This window comes from Phaeodactylibacter sp. (assembly GCF_040219495.1).
GTDB lineage: Bacteria > Bacteroidota > Bacteroidia > Chitinophagales > Saprospiraceae > Phaeodactylibacter.
The window spans coordinates 19202-37253 of the sequence record NZ_JAVJSK010000135.1 but is presented as its reverse complement, the minus strand read 5'-3'; the positions used below and the strand labels follow the sequence as shown (position 1 = coordinate 37253).

At 51.2% G+C, this 18052-nt stretch carries 10 protein-coding genes; 4 read left to right on the top strand and 6 right to left on the bottom strand.

The window, feature by feature from the left end; genetic code table 11:
- Positions 1-79: 79 nt before the first annotated feature.
- Entirely contained in the window at positions 80-1663 is a 1584-nt protein-coding gene (locus RIC19_RS21690) for a RagB/SusD family nutrient uptake outer membrane protein (RefSeq protein WP_350180470.1), read from the bottom strand.
- A 22-nt stretch (positions 1664-1685) separates the two neighbouring features.
- Complete coding sequence (locus tag RIC19_RS21685; protein WP_350180469.1) at positions 1686-4922, bottom strand: SusC/RagA family TonB-linked outer membrane protein; 3237 nt, start codon at positions 4920-4922, stop codon at positions 1686-1688.
- Between the two features lie 189 nt (positions 4923-5111).
- On the opposite strand from RIC19_RS21685, the gene RIC19_RS21680 reads away from it, so the two are divergent.
- The 4 genes from RIC19_RS21680 to RIC19_RS21665 all read left to right on the top strand — a co-directional run bounded on the left by RIC19_RS21680 (position 5112) and on the right by RIC19_RS21665 (position 14585).
- A complete protein-coding gene (locus tag RIC19_RS21680; RefSeq protein ID WP_350180468.1) occupies positions 5112-9221 on the top strand; it encodes a hybrid sensor histidine kinase/response regulator transcription factor in 4110 nt (1369 codons plus the stop codon).
- Between the two features lie 242 nt (positions 9222-9463).
- Entirely contained in the window at positions 9464-11788 is a 2325-nt protein-coding gene (locus tag RIC19_RS21675) for an FG-GAP repeat domain-containing protein (protein ID WP_350180467.1), read from the top strand.
- 79 nt (positions 11789-11867) lie between these two features.
- A complete protein-coding gene (locus RIC19_RS21670) occupies positions 11868-13418 on the top strand; it encodes a hypothetical protein (RefSeq protein ID WP_350180466.1) in 1551 nt (516 codons plus the stop codon).
- Between the two features lie 150 nt (positions 13419-13568).
- Positions 13569-14585: a GntR family transcriptional regulator gene (locus tag RIC19_RS21665; protein ID WP_350180465.1), complete on the top strand. Its 1017-nt coding sequence runs from the start codon at positions 13569-13571 to the stop codon at positions 14583-14585.
- Between the two features lie 18 nt (positions 14586-14603).
- Here the strand turns inward: RIC19_RS21665 and RIC19_RS21660 are convergent, their stop codons facing one another.
- The 4 genes from RIC19_RS21660 to RIC19_RS21645 all read right to left on the bottom strand — a co-directional run bounded on the left by RIC19_RS21660 (position 14604) and on the right by RIC19_RS21645 (position 17894).
- Entirely contained in the window at positions 14604-15851 is a 1248-nt protein-coding gene (locus RIC19_RS21660) for a cation:proton antiporter (protein WP_350180464.1), read from the bottom strand.
- A gap of 18 nt (positions 15852-15869) precedes the next feature.
- The gene (locus RIC19_RS21655) at positions 15870-16283 is read right to left on the bottom strand and encodes a YeeE/YedE family protein (protein WP_350180463.1); all 414 of its coding nucleotides are present in this window, start codon (positions 16281-16283) and stop codon (positions 15870-15872) included.
- A gap of 12 nt (positions 16284-16295) precedes the next feature.
- Complete coding sequence (locus RIC19_RS21650; RefSeq protein ID WP_350180462.1) at positions 16296-16895, bottom strand: YeeE/YedE family protein; 600 nt, start codon at positions 16893-16895, stop codon at positions 16296-16298.
- A 132-nt stretch (positions 16896-17027) separates the two neighbouring features.
- Positions 17028-17894: a helix-turn-helix domain-containing protein gene (locus RIC19_RS21645; protein WP_350180461.1), complete on the bottom strand. Its 867-nt coding sequence runs from the start codon at positions 17892-17894 to the stop codon at positions 17028-17030.
- Positions 17895-18052 lie beyond the last annotated feature (158 nt).

The window sequence follows — 18052 nt, the reverse complement described above, 5'->3', positions numbered from 1 at the left end:
GCATCCCGCTCCGGATTGCATGAGCAAGGGGTAGCCCTAAAGCTACCCGGCTTGCCCATACCTCAAGTTCCAAATCAATTTATCCTCCAGACCATGCTGGTTTTTGCGTCAAATTAGGATTCCGGTCTATAGCTTGCTGCGGGTAAGGCAGCTTCCAGTGGCGCTCGGGGTTGAAGCCACCAAAATCATTATCATCGCCGTCAGAATCTTTATCTACGATATCACCAAAGGCTTCAAAGATATAGTTCGGCAGGATGTCACGCTTACGCACGAAGTCGAACCAGCGCTTAGCTTCACCGAAAAGCTCCCAACGTCTTTCCTCAAGGATGGTTTCTACCTTGACATCTCCTGCTTCAAGCCCAGGAAGGCCAGCACGGGCGCGCACGGCATTGAGGCTGGTCAGACCGGCATCGCTAAGGGTACCGTCAGCAAGCAGGTCTGCTTCAGCGTGGATCAGCAGTAGCTCAGCATAACGGAGCACAGGGTAGTCTACGGTAGAGATACCATTTACGTTCTTCGAGCTTTCCTGGTACCAGAACTTCTGGAACCCCATACCATTAGGACGGGCACAGCAGCGGTTTTGGTTTAGCTGATTGTATAAGCTGGTGGTATCACCGTTGACAATGATGGGCTCATCCTGGAACCAGATGTTGTAGTCCTTGCGGGCATCCGCATCGTCCCATTGGTCAGCAATACCTTCGTAGACATACGCCCAGCCAAAGCCCCACATGTTGTTGCTGTTACGCTCCTGCCGTGGGTTCATGGCCATTGGGAACTGACTGCCAACGTCACCGTCGCTCCAGTTGCCGCCACCATTGAAGTGGTTAACGGAGAAGATGTGCTCTTTGCCGCTGTCGTTAAAGGTTTTATAAATGGACTGCAGGTTCTCGGCTGGTGTATCAAATTCATCAAACAAGCCATAAGGGCCTCCATTGATTACTTCAGCTGCCTTGGACTCAGCGAGGCCGTACCAGCTTGTATTGCCCAGCTCGTCAGCTCCAAAGAGATAAACATTGGCCAACAGTGCCTTAGCTGCCCAGCTTGTTGCCCGGCCACCCTGTGCCGCAGTAGGCAAAAGGTTTTGCTCGGCAAAAGTCAGGTCGGCTACCGCCTGATCATAAACCGCAGAAGCAGGAGAAGGCTCGGGGGTAAATCCGCTCGGATCATCAGGGATTTCCAGAACGATAGGCACCTCACCAAATATTTTGGTGAGCTGAAAGTAAGCATATCCTCTCAGGAAGGTTACCTCTGCAATAGCCTGTGTGCGTATTTCAGCAGCGACATCGGCATCCGGTGCACGGGAAATAACCTGATTGCACATATTGATGAGCTGATAATAGGCTGAATATACCCGCTCAATATTGCTGCTATTCGGGTCATAGTTAAACGTCGTCCAGGTCGCGTGAGAGCCATCTGTAGTGGTAGAACCGCTGTAGACGTTATCCGAAAACTGCTCGAAACCTACCATCCCCAGGTACTCGAATGACCTACTAAAACTGAGCCCTCCGTAGGCTGCAATGACAGCCTGGTTCAGGTCATTTTCAGTAGCAAAGAAATCCTCTCCGGTGGGCCCGGTGGGGTCTACCTGATCCAGCATGTCTGTGCATGCCGTGATGGCCATCGCAGACAAAACCACCAACAGGGCTGCTTTTAATTTTTTCATGGTTATACAATTTTTAGGATGATCAGAATGATAATTTCAGCCCGACAGTATACTGACGGGACAATGGATAAAGACCAGAGTCTACACCGGCTGTCTCCGGGTTGCCGGCGTTTCTCAGGCCGATTTCCGGGTCAAAGCCGCTGTAATCAGTAAACGTAACAAGGTTAGTACCTACAGCATAGACTTCAAGGCCGCCTGTATTCCAGCCTACCTTGCTCAGCATATTGCGTGGCAGCATGTAAGACAGGCGTAGGTTCTTAATCCGCACGAAGGAGCCATCTTCCACCCAGTGGTCAGATGCCCGCTCGTTAGCGTTGGGGTCCTGAGGCGCTGCCCGTGGGATCGTATTGGAAGTGCCTTCGCCCACCCAGCGGTCTAGCACGGTACTACGCTTGTTTTCCCAGCCACCACTGGAACGCTCCTGGAATACACGGAGCTGATTGTAAATTTCCACGCCATGTACCCCCTGCAGAAAGATGGAGAGGTTCAGGCCTTTATAGCCAAAGGTATTGGTCACACCCCATGTAAAGTCAGGGATAGTACTGCCGATAATCACACGGTCATTGTCTGCATCAATGATACCATCTCCGTTTTGGTCAACGAAGCGGAGGTCACCAGGTGCTGTTTGCCCATTGATGGTCTCCTGGCTGGTGTCGTCAGAATAAGTAGGCAGGCCCGTTACTTCATCAAAGGAGGCAACTGCCTGATTCTGATATGCATGGCTGTACACGTCATTCCAGTTTTGGAACAGCCCATTAGACTGGAAACCATACAGGGCACCAATTTCTTCACCTACACGAGTGATATTGACACCATTGAAACGGTCAGCATTTTCCGGCAGCTTCGACACCATGTTGGTCACAAAAGTGAAGTTGAGGTCTGTACGCCAGGTAAGATCCCGATTGGCGACATTCACGGAGCTGAAGGTGAATTCAAACCCACTGTTATCCAGCTCACCGAGATTGCCGGTAGGATTGCTCAGTGCGCCTACTTCAAGAGCAGGAGCAAAAGGCAGTAGCATGCCACGTGTGGTCTTGTCAAAGTAATCTGCCGTTATGGAAAGGCGCCCATTCAGGAGTGCCACATCCAAACCTACGTTGAGCATTTCAATTTCTTCCCAGCCCAGAAACAGGTTAGCCAGGCGGGTCAGGATAGCACCTTCCACACGCCCTCCGTTGAAGACGTAGTTTTGATCAGCACCTGCCCCAACGCGGGAGTTCCACTGATATAACCCTGTGTTGTCACTACCGCTAATACCATAACCGGCACGCAGCTTCAGGTTGGAAATCGTGTTGGAGTTTTGGAGGAATGGCTCATCAGAAATGATCCAGCCAGCAGAAACTGCAGGGAAAGTACCCCAGCGCTGCTCTGGGCCAAAGCGGGAAGAACCATCCCGGCGTACAGTAACAGTCAGCAGGTACTTGTCGTCAAAGCTATAGAATGCCCGCCCCAGTGCAGAAACGAAGGCAGATTCGTTCTGGAAATTGCCCACACTCGGAAAAACCAGAGGCACCGTAGCCACCACATTACCATCTGCATCGGTAATTTCGTTGGTCAGGCCCGGGCGGTCAAAGAACCAATAGTCTGTATCTACAAAAGCGCCGTTGTAGGAGTTAAACCCTTTATTAAGGTTGTTTTGCGCCTGATATCCAGCCATCAGGTTGAAGTTGTGACGGTTGATTCTTTTGGCATATGATAAGGTATTCTCAATAAACCAGGTCCTGCTTTCGTTATAATTGAGGCGCATGCCATTAGAAGCCAAATCCCTGGCAGATGCACCATCAATAGTATTTGCAGGAGAGCGGACTTCCCCGTTGTTGAAGCTCCAGTCTACAGAGCCCATTGTGTGGAATACAAGTCCGTCCAGGATTTCCACATCAGCAAAAAGCGAACCCCAAATCCGGTTGCGGATATCACGGTCCATACTTTGCTCCATAGAGAATATAGGATGCTCGTTGGCATAATCGAGCTGAGCTTCCGCGTCAGGGTCCTGAGCGCTTAGGCCGGCGTAGTCCCCATCAACAGGATCGAAAATCGGTTTGTAAGGGTTAGCAGCCAGCAAGCGAGTGATCCAGTCCTTGGTATTTTGGTTACCATCGACGTTACCAACAGTGTTAGCTACACTGCGGGAAACAGCCAAGGTATTACCAAACTTCAACCATGGCGTCACCTGATGATCGCTGTTGAGGCGCACGGTGTAGCGTTCCAGGTCAGAGTTGGGCAGAATACCGGTCTGATCAAAGTAGTTGGCAGACATAAAGAACTGCGACTTGGCTGTGCCAGCATTCAGCGACAGGTTGTAGCTGTTGGACTGACCGTTGCGGTAGGCATGGTCAAACCAGTCATAGGTTTCAGGAGCATTGCCTGCGCGAACCTTGTCTACAAAGGGCTGCCCGGGATAGGTATCCTGTCCGGACTCCGCCATCACTTCAGAGAAGTACTGCGCCCATTCCTGGCCGGAAAGCATGTCAAAGTTGCTCTGATCCAATACCTGAGCCGAGGTCCAGGTATCAAAATTGAGGGACATACGGCCTTCCTTACCCCGCTTGGTAGTGATGATGACCACACCGTTACCGGCACGGGCACCATAGATAGCAGTAGCGGAAGCATCCTTAAGGATATCGATGCTCTCGATATCGTTAGGGTTGATCAGAGACAAAGGGCTCACGGAGGTCTGTCCGCCACCCGTTACGTTACCAATAATGATACCGTCAATGACATAGAGTGGCTCCGCGTTGTTGAGCGAGCCGACCCCGCGAATACGAATGGAAGCACCTGCTCCCGGCACACCGGAACCTGTTGTCACCTGTACACCCGCTGCCCGGCCGGCAAGCGCCTGCTCAAGCGAGGGGGTTGGCAACTCATTAATAACGTCACCGGAAACAGAGGCTACAGATTCAGTCAGATCACGACGCTGTTTGGTACCAAAACCAACGACAACGACCTCATCCAGTGCCGCAGCACTAATGGTGAGGGTGATGTCCACGACCGTACGCCCGTTCAGGGGTACGTCTTTACTTTCATAACCGATGTAGGATACGGTTAGGGCTGTATCCGTGGAAGGGACCCGAAGTTCGAAGCCGCCATCATAATCTGTTATGGTACCAACACGACTATTCTTGACAAGAACATTAGCCCCGATGAGGGGTTCGCCTTGTTCGTCCGTCACTGTGCCAGACACGACTGTGGCTCCCTGTGCCAGCGCCCATTGGGCACAAGACAGGATGGCCAGAATGATCAAAAATTTCTTATTTTTCATAAGAAGAACTTTAAGGCATTTAGTGAATGAAAGAAAACTTGAATAAAGTCAATTAGCTAATCTTAAACTTGCCATCCTAAATTAGAGCAATCAGCAGGCGGGGGCATCCTGCTGTATACTGTAAAAAGTATGAAGCCCCTGTATTTATTGGATTGGAGAACTTTCACCTGCTTTGGTTATATTTGAGTAATGAAGCCATTTTCGCTAAATCTGCTGTTATTGCTCGGCATGTGGTTCGGTATAGTATACTGTCCGGAACTACAGGGGCAATCCAGTTTGCATTTGCAGCCTGCACCAGCCCGGAACCGGATTTCTGAAAACGCCAGCCGGTGCATGATCAAAGACTCCAAAGGCTTCATTTGGGTCGGTACGATTGACGGGCTAAACCGGTATGATGGCTACCAATTTCATGTTTATCACACCAATTATCTGGATACAGCCTCGCTTTCCGAAAATTTTATCACCTCACTACACGAAAGTGCAGGGGGCGATATTTGGGTGGGCACCCGCAATGGCATCAACCTTTATAACCCCTCAACAGACAATTTCCGGCGCTTCCAGTACTCTCCTGCCCGTAAGGAGACTATACCGGATAACTATATCAGGGACATTTTTGAAGATGCAACAGGGCAACTATGGGTAGCCACTTTCAAAGGTATTGCCCGGTATGACGAAGAGGACCAATGTTTTCGGCGGATTTCGCCGGGAAAAGGGATAGACAGCGCCCAGGAAGCCTCTGCCTTCGGAGCTACAGAAGGTGGCTTCTGGGTTGAGCTTGGGAGTGTGCTCTACCGGTATAAAAACGGCTGTTTTGAGCATTTTGCCAACCTTGCTATCCCGGAATCTGCATCCGATCTCTATGAAGACAAGACTGGAAAACTATGGATAGGGACGCCGAAAGGGATTTTTCGGTTTGACCCCAATGACAAATCCCTCACCTTCTGCCACAGCGGCAGAAGCTGGGATATTTATCCCATGGACGGTAAGATCTGGTTCAACCTCTACCTGCAGGGCATTCATGAGTGGTCGCCTCAGCAGCAGGCCATCGTACCTGTCAAAACCTACCTTGGCGGAAAAGAAATAGCTGGTGACGTCAAGGCTTTTTTTAAAGATGAAAACGGCATCATCTGGACCACCTACCATGGGTTATACAAACAGGATCCCTATGAGGACCGGTTTCAGTGCATCCGCCCTGAACAAGGCAACTCCAACAGCTTGATCGACCAGTTCGTTTCCGGTATTGCAGAGGACAATGATGGCAATTGGGTGGTTGCCTCCAGCAATAAAGGGATTAGTTTCTACGACCAAAACCTCCAACAGTGGAAGAACTACAAGACCCATGCCCGTTTCAATAATGAGCTGGTAGGTAAACGCGTATTTTTGCTGCGCTTGTTTGGAGACCAGGCTTTCTTGCTTAGCCAGCATGCCTTACATAGTTTTGATACCAGGACAGGGTTATTCAGGACCTACGACTCTCCCGGTGAGCATCGCCATGCCAATGCTTCTATCCTGCAGCTTGATACCAGCCGCTACCTGGTAAGCGGCGACCGGTTAATGCTCTTTGATCAGCCGACCGGGATATTTAAGGACCTTACGCCAAAAACTGCAGGGGCTGCTAACCCGGGCTATCGCTTATGCCGGGATACAGATAATAAAATCTGGGCGGTTTCCGCTAACGCACTTTTCACATTTGACCCTGAGCATGAAGAGTTTAGGACCTATGCACAAATAAAAATGCCTTTTACCAGCCCGAGCAGTGCTTTGATTTCTTTTCACTGCGATTCAAGTGGGCGGTTGTGGATGGGGCGCAATACGGGTTTGCTTGTTTTTGATCCGGAGAGCAGGGAACTACGGCATTTTTCCACCCTTGATGGCTTACCTAATAACAGTATCAATAGTATCCTTACAGACAGCAAAGACCGCCTTTGGCTGGGCACCAACAACGGTCTTTCCTGTTTTGACCCTGCTACTGAAACTTTCCGCAACTACGACCGGCACGACGGCCTGCAGGATGAAATATTCCTGCCCAACTCCGCCTTTGAAGCGCCGGACGGACGGCTCTTTTATGGTGGGGTCAATGGTTTTAATATTTTTCACCCCGATTCTATTGTCAGAGAAAACCCAAACCCACCCCGGGTACTGATTACCGATCTGAAAATTTTCAACCAATCGGTACAGCCCGGGCCGGATGGAGTGCTCTCCAAACCGGTTATGGACACCCGGGAAATTGAACTTTCCTACCAACACACCGTAGTCAGCTTTGAACTTTTAGCTTTGGGCTACAGCCAGCCCGAAAAAAACCAGTACGCTTATATGATGGAGGGCGTAGACCCGGACTGGAATTATGTGGGCACCAGGCATACCGCCTCCTACTCTGGTCTGCCCAGGGGCAAAGACCTAACCCTCAAGGTAAAGGCGGCCAACCACGATGGCGTATGGAGCGAAACTCCGGCTACACTGAAAATTTATGTCAATCCTCCATTTTGGGAAACGACCTGGTTCGAGGTTTTGCTACTGATGTTACTTATTGGTATGTTGCTCGTTTATTACCGTTGGCGAATGCGCAATATCAAGCTGCGCAACCGATGGCTGGAGGAGGAAGTCAAAAAGCAAACGGCAGAAATCCAGGATCAGGCAGAGAGCCTCTCCCAGGTCAACCAGGAACTACAGCAACAGTCTCAGATCATCCGGGAGCAGATGGCACAGCTCGACCAGCTCAACAAGGCACAGTCCCGCTTCTTTACAGGCCTGTCCCATGAATTCAGAACCCCACTCACCTTGCTTGTGGGCTACCTGCAAGAGTTGAACGCGCCGGACCGGCCGAAAGACCTCGGTCTGATCACTAACCGTATGCAGCAGAGCGCCAAACAACTACTGGGCCTGATCAACCAGCTTATGGATGCTGCAAAAATAGATAGTGGCTTCTATAAACTACAGGCGGCTCAGGGCGATCTCCAAAATGAAGTCCGCAAGATATTTCAGTCTTTCCAGGTTATGGCGGACCAGAAAGGGCTGAACTACACCCTTGATGATGCTGGTCTCTCAGAAAAGCCCTGCTGGTTTGACCACGATGTGCTCTGCAAGGTGCTCAACAACCTGTTGTCCAATGCCATCAAGTACACGGAGCAAGGTTCAGTGCGCCTGGAAGCCCGGACAACAGTGTACCCGGATGGTGGCTCATGGGTGCGGTTGAAGCTTACAGACACGGGAATTGGTATATCAAAAAAGCAATTACCTTTTATTTTTGACCGCTTCTATCAGGCAGAGGAACCTATGTCGCCACATAAAGCAGGAACGGGGATTGGACTGTCTCTCGTCAAACAGCTCATTGACTTGCACAAAGGGCAAATTAAAGTCGAAAGCCATAAAGGCCAGGGCAGCAGGTTTACCGTAAGTATCCCCGTAAGCGAAGCAATGTTTACCAATGAAGAGCTTTTCGATCATGCTAAACCTGCACAGCTACCGAGCCTGAGTAATAACCAAAGTGATACACCCCCCAACAGCACCCTGCCTCAGGCTGTGTCTTCTTCTGATAAAGAAGCCCCCCTGGTCCTTGTCGTGGAGGACAATATGGAGATCCGGGCATTTGTCTCCCGTCAGCTTCGCCCACATTACAATATTGTCGAGGCGGCCGATGGGGCAGAAGGATGGGAAAAAACATTAGAGCATATCCCTGATATCATCATCAGCGATGTGATCATGCCTAACCTCAATGGCTTCGGGCTATGCGACCGGGTCAAAACTGATCAGCGCTCCAGCCATATCCCTGTGGTTTTGCTCACCGCTTTGTCTGAGCAGGAAAAGAAACTACAGGGGCTACAGCATGGAGCCGACGCCTACCTGTCCAAGCCTTTCAATCAGCAGGAGCTGCAACTCATCATGGCTAATTTGCTCCGCCACCGGAATACACTACAGGAGTGGTTTCTCAAAAAGTATAATCCGGGCCACCTGCCGGAAGGCCTTGCCCCTATTGACCAGGAATTTATTAGCCGCCTTAATACCCATATCGAGGAGCATTTGAATGATGAAGAACTGGGGGTGGCCCAACTCATTAAGATCCTGAGCGTGAGCCGTACGCAGTTGTTCCGGAAGCTCAAATCTATCACCGGCATGTCCGCCACAGAATATATCAGAGATTACCGCCTGAAAAAAGCCTATCTGCTCCTGAGCGAAGGGGATAAGACCGTGAGCGAAATCATCCATACAACAGGCTTCAACTCCCGTTCCTATTTTTATGAGTCCTTCAAAAAAAAATATGGCGCTTCTCCCTCAGAGCTGATTGACTCGAAAAATCATTGATACGCCTCCTTTTTTGACAGGATATTACAGGATAGCAGACTGAAAATAACCGTGTATTCTCGGTAAATTTTGAGATCATGCCCTGGATAACTGATCCTCATCTCGACCGCAAGGACATCCTATTCATCCTTGTATTGGCTTTGATTCTCTGGACGCTTATCCTTAGCATCCTCTGAAATCAACCAGGATTACCAGGCCCGGGCAGTTGCTTCTGTTCTGAAACAAACAAAACCAAACAATACATGAAATCCCTTCTTCCAGTCATGCTCCTGCTTGGGCTGATCCTTCCCCGCCTCTACGGACAACAGGTAAAATCTTCTGCATGGCATGCTATTCAAATTGACAGTACAAAGGGCAAATGGGGCGACTGGGCTACCCCCGAATGGCTCCGCTACTTTGGGCTCGACATGGGCGATGTCAATCAGGACGGGGATGCTGACGTACTTTCCGGGCGCTACCTCTACATCAACCCCGGCGGGGATATGACTGCTGAATGGAAGCGCCTGGAGCTACCAGAAAATGTAGACGGTATTTTCATCATGGATGTGGACGGAGACGCCTATGCAGACCTTATCGCACAGGCCCTTCCAGATATTTACTGGTACGAAGCCATAGACAAAGCTGCCACCCGGTGGGAGGGCCGAAAGATTGGAACCGTCCCGGCGACCGGCCACGTTAACAGTCAGGGTTTTGAACGCGGGCAAATCATCCCCGGCGCTACTGAAGAATTTGTCATTGCAGGCAACGGGGACCTTTATCTTTTCCAGATTCCGGAACAGCCCGAACAGCAACCCTGGCCGCGTACCCTAATTGGAGAAAACACCACTGACGAAGGCATCAGCCTTGGAGATATTGATGGAGATGGGGATCTCGATATCGCTGCCGGCCGCCCGGATGAGCATGGGGCACTGCTCAGCCTCGTTTGGTTTGAAAACCCCGGCCAGGGACAGTCTCCATGGAAAAGCAGGGCCATAGGGCAAAGCCATCACCCCATCGACCGGGTGGAAATTGGCGACTTCAACGGAGACGGCAGGGCCGATGTTGCTGTTTCTGAAGAGCGCTGGCCCAGTAAAGAGCCGGACGGCAACTTATTTTGGTGGGAACAGCCAGCCGACCCTTCCACAGACTGGCCACGCCACCATATTGTTACTCAATACTCCATGAACAACCTGGACGTGAGCGACCTGGATGGCGATGGGGACCTGGACCTCGTCACCAATGAGCACAAAGGGCCAAGGCTGGAAACCCAGCTTTGGGAAAATGACGGCACCGGGCAGTTCACTAAACACCTCATTGATACCGGCCGGGAGAACCACCTCGGCACACAGTTATACGACCTGGACGGAGACGGGGACCTGGACCTTATTGGCGCAGCATGGGACCACTATCAGAATATGTATGTCTGGCGCAATGACTTCATCAATAAACGCTTCAGCTGGAAGCACCTGAGTACGGCCCGCGGCGAGCTGCCACCGACCAATGGCGGCCAACAGCAAACCGCCTCTCTCGTCGCTGACGTCAATAACGATGGCGTGAATGATATTTTTACGACAGACCGGTCCGTGACCCCCTCTGTGGTGGGCCACATTTATGACGCTGGCACATGGCAGCGCTACGTCATTGATGAAGAGCCCCTTCGCATTGAGGCTGCTTCTGCTACTTACGATATTGATGGCGACGGAGATACAGACCTCGTCTTTGGAGGCGAATCTCAAAGCAACGAGATCTGGTGGTGGGAAAACCCCTACCCCACCCTTCAACCCGATCAGCCCTGGACCCGGCGCACCATCAAGAAAAGCGGCAAAAACAAACACCACGATATCGCCTTCATCGACTTTGACGGTGACGGACAACAGGAATTTGTCTTCTGGAATCAGGGCGCACACGGTTTGTTTTATGCTGAAATCCCAGCCAATCCCAGAGAGGTGCAGGAGTGGGCTTATAAGCCTGTCTATACTTATACCACGGATGGAGAGATGGCCCCCCGGAGCACTTATCCCGGCTGGCGGGGCACCAATGAGCACGAAGGCCTGTTTGGGATAGATATGAATGGTGATGGCGTGGACGACATCCTGGGCGGCGGCCGGTGGTTCGAATACCAGGAGGGCACCTTCCGGGAGCACATTATTGATGCCAGCTACACCTTCACCCGGGCCGTTGGCGGGCAACTGATCGAAGGTGGCAAGCCCGAAGTAGTCATGGTAGTAGGCGATGGGGAAGGGCCACTGCTGCTCTACCAATGGGAAGAGGGCTTCTGGCGGCACTACCCTCTGATTGAGCACGTAAGCAACGGGCACACCCTTGACATTAAAGATTTTGACGGAGACGGGCATCTCGATATTTTCAGTGCGGAAATGCGCTTTGGGGAAGGCAACCCTGGCTCGGAAATCCTAATCTTACTGGGCGATGGCAAAGGTCATTTCACCCGCCACGTTGTAGCCCGGGGCTTTGGCGTACATGAGGGCCGACTGACAGACCTTGACGGGGATGGCGACCTCGATATACTGGGCAAGCCCTACAGCTGGCAGGCACCAAGATTGGATATTTGGTTGAACACCACGAAATAGTACCACACTAATTCGCTCCGGCAGGCAGTTATTGAGTGTAGCGCTGCCGGAGCATTTGCTCCTTCAATACCGATGAAAAATGCGTACGCCACTGCAAACGCCCATCTTTTTTTTACTCTTATGGTTAAGCACTACCCTGGCAGCAAAACCCAAACCATCAGACGTTTACCGGGAGCACATCTGGTTGCCAGACATGGTCCGGGAAACTGCTAAATTCCTGCGTGTAGGAGGTTCTCTCGACTACCATAAACCAGACAGCGCTTTCCCACACAACTATCTGGTGGATGCTGCACTGATATTGGAGGACAGCCTGGACCTGGAGGATGCAATCCGGGCGGAAGTTACCCTGGAAATGGTACAGTCGCATGAAGATACCAAAGGCCTGGCCCTTCGTATTAACCAAAAGGACTGGATCCCTGTCCCTGAGCTTCCGGGCCTGCCACGCCCGCAGTCTGATTATATGTTTCATGCTTATCCGACGGTGCAAGTACCGGTAAAGCAACTGAAGGCCGGCACCGGCAACACCTTTGAACTACGGGTTGACAGCCTGCAAAAGTGGGCATGGCCACAGCATATTTTCTACAGTATCATTTTTCGGATTTACTATGATGCCGACCACAAACCTCATGCAGGAGGCACCATTCAGGGAGGGAGTCAGGATACCCCATTGATGGGCAAGTTACAGTTACTAACACTTGACGACCCCGGCATCCACCGACCGGGAGAAAACCGGCTGACTCCAGGAATAGAGGACAAAATGGTGCACGGTATGGAAGTACAATACCCCGGGCCGATGGTCAAAGTAAAATACCACAGCCTAATGCCCGAAGGCATCCGCATTACAGAAGGCTATTATCAGGGCAGGCCCCACTTCATTGTGCATACCCCTGGTGCCATTTACTACTATGACAAAGCTGGCGGCGGTTTTTCCCGAATGATTGATCGGACCGGGAAAGACTGGATCAGCTTCCGCCCCGAGCCTTGGGGGGAATACCCGGCATCCGCCGCATCCGCATTCCGCGGCATCCCCAATCTCGTACACGGCACTGCCGAAGCAGGGGCTGGCCATCCCGGCCATGAGCAGTGCAGTAGCGAACAAACAGGCGCTAACAAAATAAGGACAACATCCGGGAGCGGCGTATGGCAATGGGAGTGGACATTCGAGCCCGGCTACGCCCGATTGGATATCCTACGCGTCAGTCCCGATGCCCCTTATTGGTTTTTGTACGAAGGCACCCCCGGCGGCGTTTTTGACCCTCAGCGACAGTTTTTCGGTACAGATAAGGGTGGGCCCCTTTATGTACAACCCGATTTTTACAAAGAGGATAAAATATTTGACTACTGGCAGTGGGCTTATTTTGGGCATGACGACTGCGAAGCCCTGCTATTCATTGCGCAGGCAGAACCAGATACACTGACCGACACCTTTTCCTATTTAGGCCATACCGGGGCAGGCATTTCCTCCACCGATGGCATGACCGTTTTTGGCTTCGGACGGGCAGATGGTACCCGGCCTCTACTAACAAAAATCAATACCTTTTATCTTGGCTTTTTGGACAGAAAAGCTGACAACAGGTACCTCCATCGGAAAGCCCGGCGATCCATAAAGACCATCCTAAAAGCAAACTGAAACATTATGGCATCTCAAAACCCTTGAAAATACTAAGTCTGGAACATAACCACACATATTTGGAACAACACCGGACAAACCCAATTTTATTCAGCAATAACTTAGTGAGTGTAATAAAAAATCTGATAGCCTAACCAACACTTACTAGTCATGATGAATGTCATCGAAATTCAATCCAACTCCCGGGTACCTAAGTACAAGCAGCTTTTTTCTCATTTCAGGAACAGGATCAACAGCCGGACCTTTCCGGGCAATGAACGGCTGCCTTCCATCAATCACCTCAGTGCGAGCCTTGATGTATCAAGAGATACAGTGGAAAAAGCCTACCGTGAACTCAAAAGGCGCAACCTTATAGAGGCAGTGCCCGGAAAAGGGTACTTTATCAAGCTGAAAGAGAAGCAGGAAGAATACAAGGTCTTTCTCCTTTTTAACAAGCTCAGCGCTCACAAAAAAACCATCTACGATAGCTTCGTGGAAACGCTGGGCGATAATGCTCAGATTGACTTTCATGTTTACAACAATGATTTTGCCACTTTCCAGCGGCTGCTCAATTCGCATGCAGGGGACTACACCCATTATGTCATCATCCCGCACTTCTACAACCGCTATGAATCGGCGAAAAGTGTAATCGATCAGTTACCCAAAGACAAGCTCCTTTTACTGGACAAACGAATTGCCGGTATCGAAGGGAATTATGCCTGTGTGTACCAGGATTTTGAGCAAAACATTTACGATGCGCTCTGCCAGTCTAAAGAACTGCTGCGCAAATACGACAACCTAAAGTTGATTTTCCCTTCCAAAACCTATCAGCCCAAGGAGATCATCAAAGGGTTCCAGCGGTTCTGCATTGATTGCAACTTCCGGGGCAGGCTTGTACCGGATATCCAAAAGGAAACCCTGGCTGCGGGAGAAGCCTACATCACGCTGATGGAGGATGACCTCGTAGAGATCGTCAAAAAATCAAAGGCTTCAAGCTTGAAAGTGGGCCGGGACATCGGCATCATTTCCTACAATGAAAATCCGCTTAAGGAGGTGCTCCTCGATGGCATCACTGTGATTTCCACCGATTTCCAACAACTCGGCCGCACAGCCGCAGAGATGATACTCAACGAACGCAAAGGTTTTGTGGAGAACCCTTTCCGCCTCATCCGCAGAAACTCCCTATAACACAGCTTTTGAATCATTTCATTTTGGTAACAGGGCTTGCACTACTTTCGGTAGCGTAAGCCCTTGTACCAATATGGAAAATATAACCAACCCGTAGGTCAGAAGCAATAGGGTACTGCCTGACATATTTTCGGTAAGCGAGTAAGCCAATGCCAGGGAAATCCCCCCTCTTAAGCCGCCCCAGGTCAGGACGGCTGCGGTATCCACCCAGCTGTGGGCATCGTGGCGCAGAAAGGAATACGGAATAACAACCGCTATAAACCGGGCAGCCAGTACCAGCACAATAACGGATAGCATTAACCATATCTCCGCCGTGCTGTCTGGTGACATCAGGTGGATGGCCAGCCCGAGAAATACGAATAGTATGCCGTTAAGGCTATCGTCCAGAATCTCCCAGAAACCAGCCAGCACTTTTCTCGTCCCGGCTTCGAAGTCCGGTCGCTTAATTTGGTGGCCGATATAAAGTCCGGCCACAACCATCGCCAACGGCCCTGAAGTTTCCAGCGCTTGTGCCAGGCTGTAGCCCCCGAATACGATAGCCAGACTAACCATCGTCGCAAGGTGGGGATCCTGATCCACCATTTTCATTGCCCTAAATCCCCAAAAGCCCAGCAGGGCACCCAAAGACAGGCCCAAAAAGACCTCCCTCAACAATAACTGCCCCAGTTCCAGCATTAAGGGTGACTCTCCGCCGGATGAACTCATTTCGGAAAGCAACAGTAAGCCTGTGAACACAATCACCCCAACACCATCATTAAAAAGCGATTCCCCTTCAATCTTTAGCTCCAGCGAAGGACTTACTTTTGTTTCTTTAAGCAATGCCAAAACGGCTACCGGATCAGTGGGTGAAATAAGTGCCCCAAACAGCAAACAGTCGAAGAAGGATAAAGGAACCCCAAGCCCGGCAGCAATACCGTACAGCCCTACCCCTATTATGACTGTAGACAACAGCACGCCAAGGGTGGCAAACCAAAAAACCGTCCAGCGCTCCGCTTCCAGCCCCCTGATGTCGACATGCAAGGCTCCGGCAAACAACAGGAAGCCCAACAAAATATCCAGCATAAAGTGGTTGAAGTCCACTTGCGTCACGGTATTGCTCAGAAATCCATAAGCGGCAGGCCATAGCGGTTTGGCAACCAGTACCAGCACTGCCAGCCCCAGCGACAATAGCAGCTGGGCTATAGTAAGCGGCAACTTTATCCATCGGTAATTGATAAAGCTAATCACCGCAGCGGTGAAGAACAGGAAGCTAAATGACTCGTACATAGGTACGAAGATAGTGTTTTAGTGGGGCAATCGCTTTCGCAAAACCCCATACAGGAAGGTGCCCGTCATAGCGGCCAGCAGAAAAACTACAAATACGGTGTACCCGCTGCCCATTAAAATAAACATCGGTCCCGGGCAAACACCCGCCAAAGCCCAGCCCATACCGAAGATGAACCCACCGATGATGTAGCGGGGCCAGTGTTTGTCTTTGTCGTGAAACTGAATCTCCTGCCCTTCTGTGGAGCGCAGGTGCCGCCGCTTGATGAATTGCACGGCCAATACGCCCAGTGCAATGGCCGAAAAGATGATGCCGTACATATGGAAAGACTGGAAACGGAACATTTCGTAAATCCGGAACCAGGAAACGGCCTCGGCTTTGTACAAGGTGACTCCAAACAGGATGCCCACCAGGATATATCTTGACATTCTCATCACAGCGTAGATTTAGGCATCAAAAATGAACGGGAAAAGAACGTAGGTCATAAACAGCCCGCCCGCAAAAAAGCCGATTAAGGCATAGACCGAAGCAATCTGCAGGGCCGAAATGCCACTGATCGCGTGCCCGGAGGTGCAACCACCAGCGTAGCGTGCCCCAAAGCCCACCAGAAAACCGCCGCCCACGATGATGAGCAGGCCTTTCCAGGTGAAGAGGGCTGCCCAGGTATAAAACTCGGGGACGAGGGGGACTTCCCCATTCTCAAAGCTGAAGCCCCTACTTTCCAGGCTTTCCACAGTGGCGGAAGAGATGTGGGCCACGTTGCCATCCGGACCGCTGAAGTACGTAGCCGCCAGATAGCCGCCAAATACCGCGCCCAGAGCAACGAGGAGGTTCCACCCCTGCGACTGCCAGTCAAACTTGAAAAAATCGGCCATGTCTCCTGCACCATCGGCAGCACACATGACGCGCAGGTTGGCAGACATGCCAAACTCTTTCCCAAAAAACAACAGGATGAACATGATCAGCGCAATCATCGGCCCGGCAACGTACCAGGGCCAAGGCTGGGAGATGAGGTCTTTTAACTGAAGGAGGAATTCGGGTACCATGATTTTGAAAGGTTAGTTTCGCTTTCAAATTTAATGGCCATTTGGGATCCTTTCCGATAAACTCTATCGCCATATAGGGTGATCTTTGTCATTGGGGAAGGCCAATCCTTTACTTTACAGCGTGTTGGGACTTTACAGAAGCTTCCGCCCCGACCGGAAGGCAGAAGGCGGCATGCCTACCCGTTTTTTAAAAAACCCACTGAAGTGCAGGGGCTCCTCAAACCCCAGCCTATATCCCACCTCCTTAATAGCCAGATCGGTATGCAGCAGCAGGCGCTTGGCTTCCAGTACCAGCCGGTCCTGAATGGCTTCCTTGGCGGGTTTGCCAGTCAGGTCTTTTACGGTTTGGCTGAGGTGCTTGGGCGTAATGTGCAGCTGCCCGGCGTACTCGCTTACCTTGTGCCAGCTGGCGTACTGCTGATCAATGAGCTGTTTGAAATCGCGCAAAATACAGATGCTGCCGTTTTCCTCGTCCAATTGGGCCGTGTCCAGTTGGGCGGTATTGTTGCAATAGATTAGGAAGAGCTGTAGCAAAGCCCCCAGCGCACGCTCCCGGTAGGTCAAATCCGGGCTCAGGCAGTTCTCCATCTGACTGATGATATCCAGCAGCCGGTTAAAAGTAGCCGGATCCAGTTGCAACGGAGGCGTATCTCCAAAGGCCTTGAAGAGATTGATGTTGGAAATGAAGCTTTCGGGGATGTTATTTTCTGCCAGGAAGTCCCTGGAAAACGTGAATACCCAGCCTTCCGGCCGTGCTTCCGCCAACACCTGATGCACCTGCCCCGGGCTGACAAAGTGGACTTCCCGTTCCTGAAAAGGATACGCCTGATAATCGACCACATGCCGACCGGTGGCATGCTCAATCAACAGCACCGTATAGTAGTCATGCCGGTGCGGCTCATCGGCTTGCCCGGCGGCGCGGTCGTAGAGGCGGCCCATGTGCTCCAGGTAGAAGGGGTGCTGGGGGGCTCGGTGTTCCAGCGTTGGGGTACTGCTCACTTGTGCTGACCTTGATACGGTGAATAATCTGTAACAATACGAAGATAGAAAATCAAAAACAGAACTGCTGCGATGCTTTCTAAGTCACAGCTCCAACAATTCTTTATGCCTTAATTGTTCGCTTTCTCCCCCACACTCCCGACTTTTGGGCCAGAACA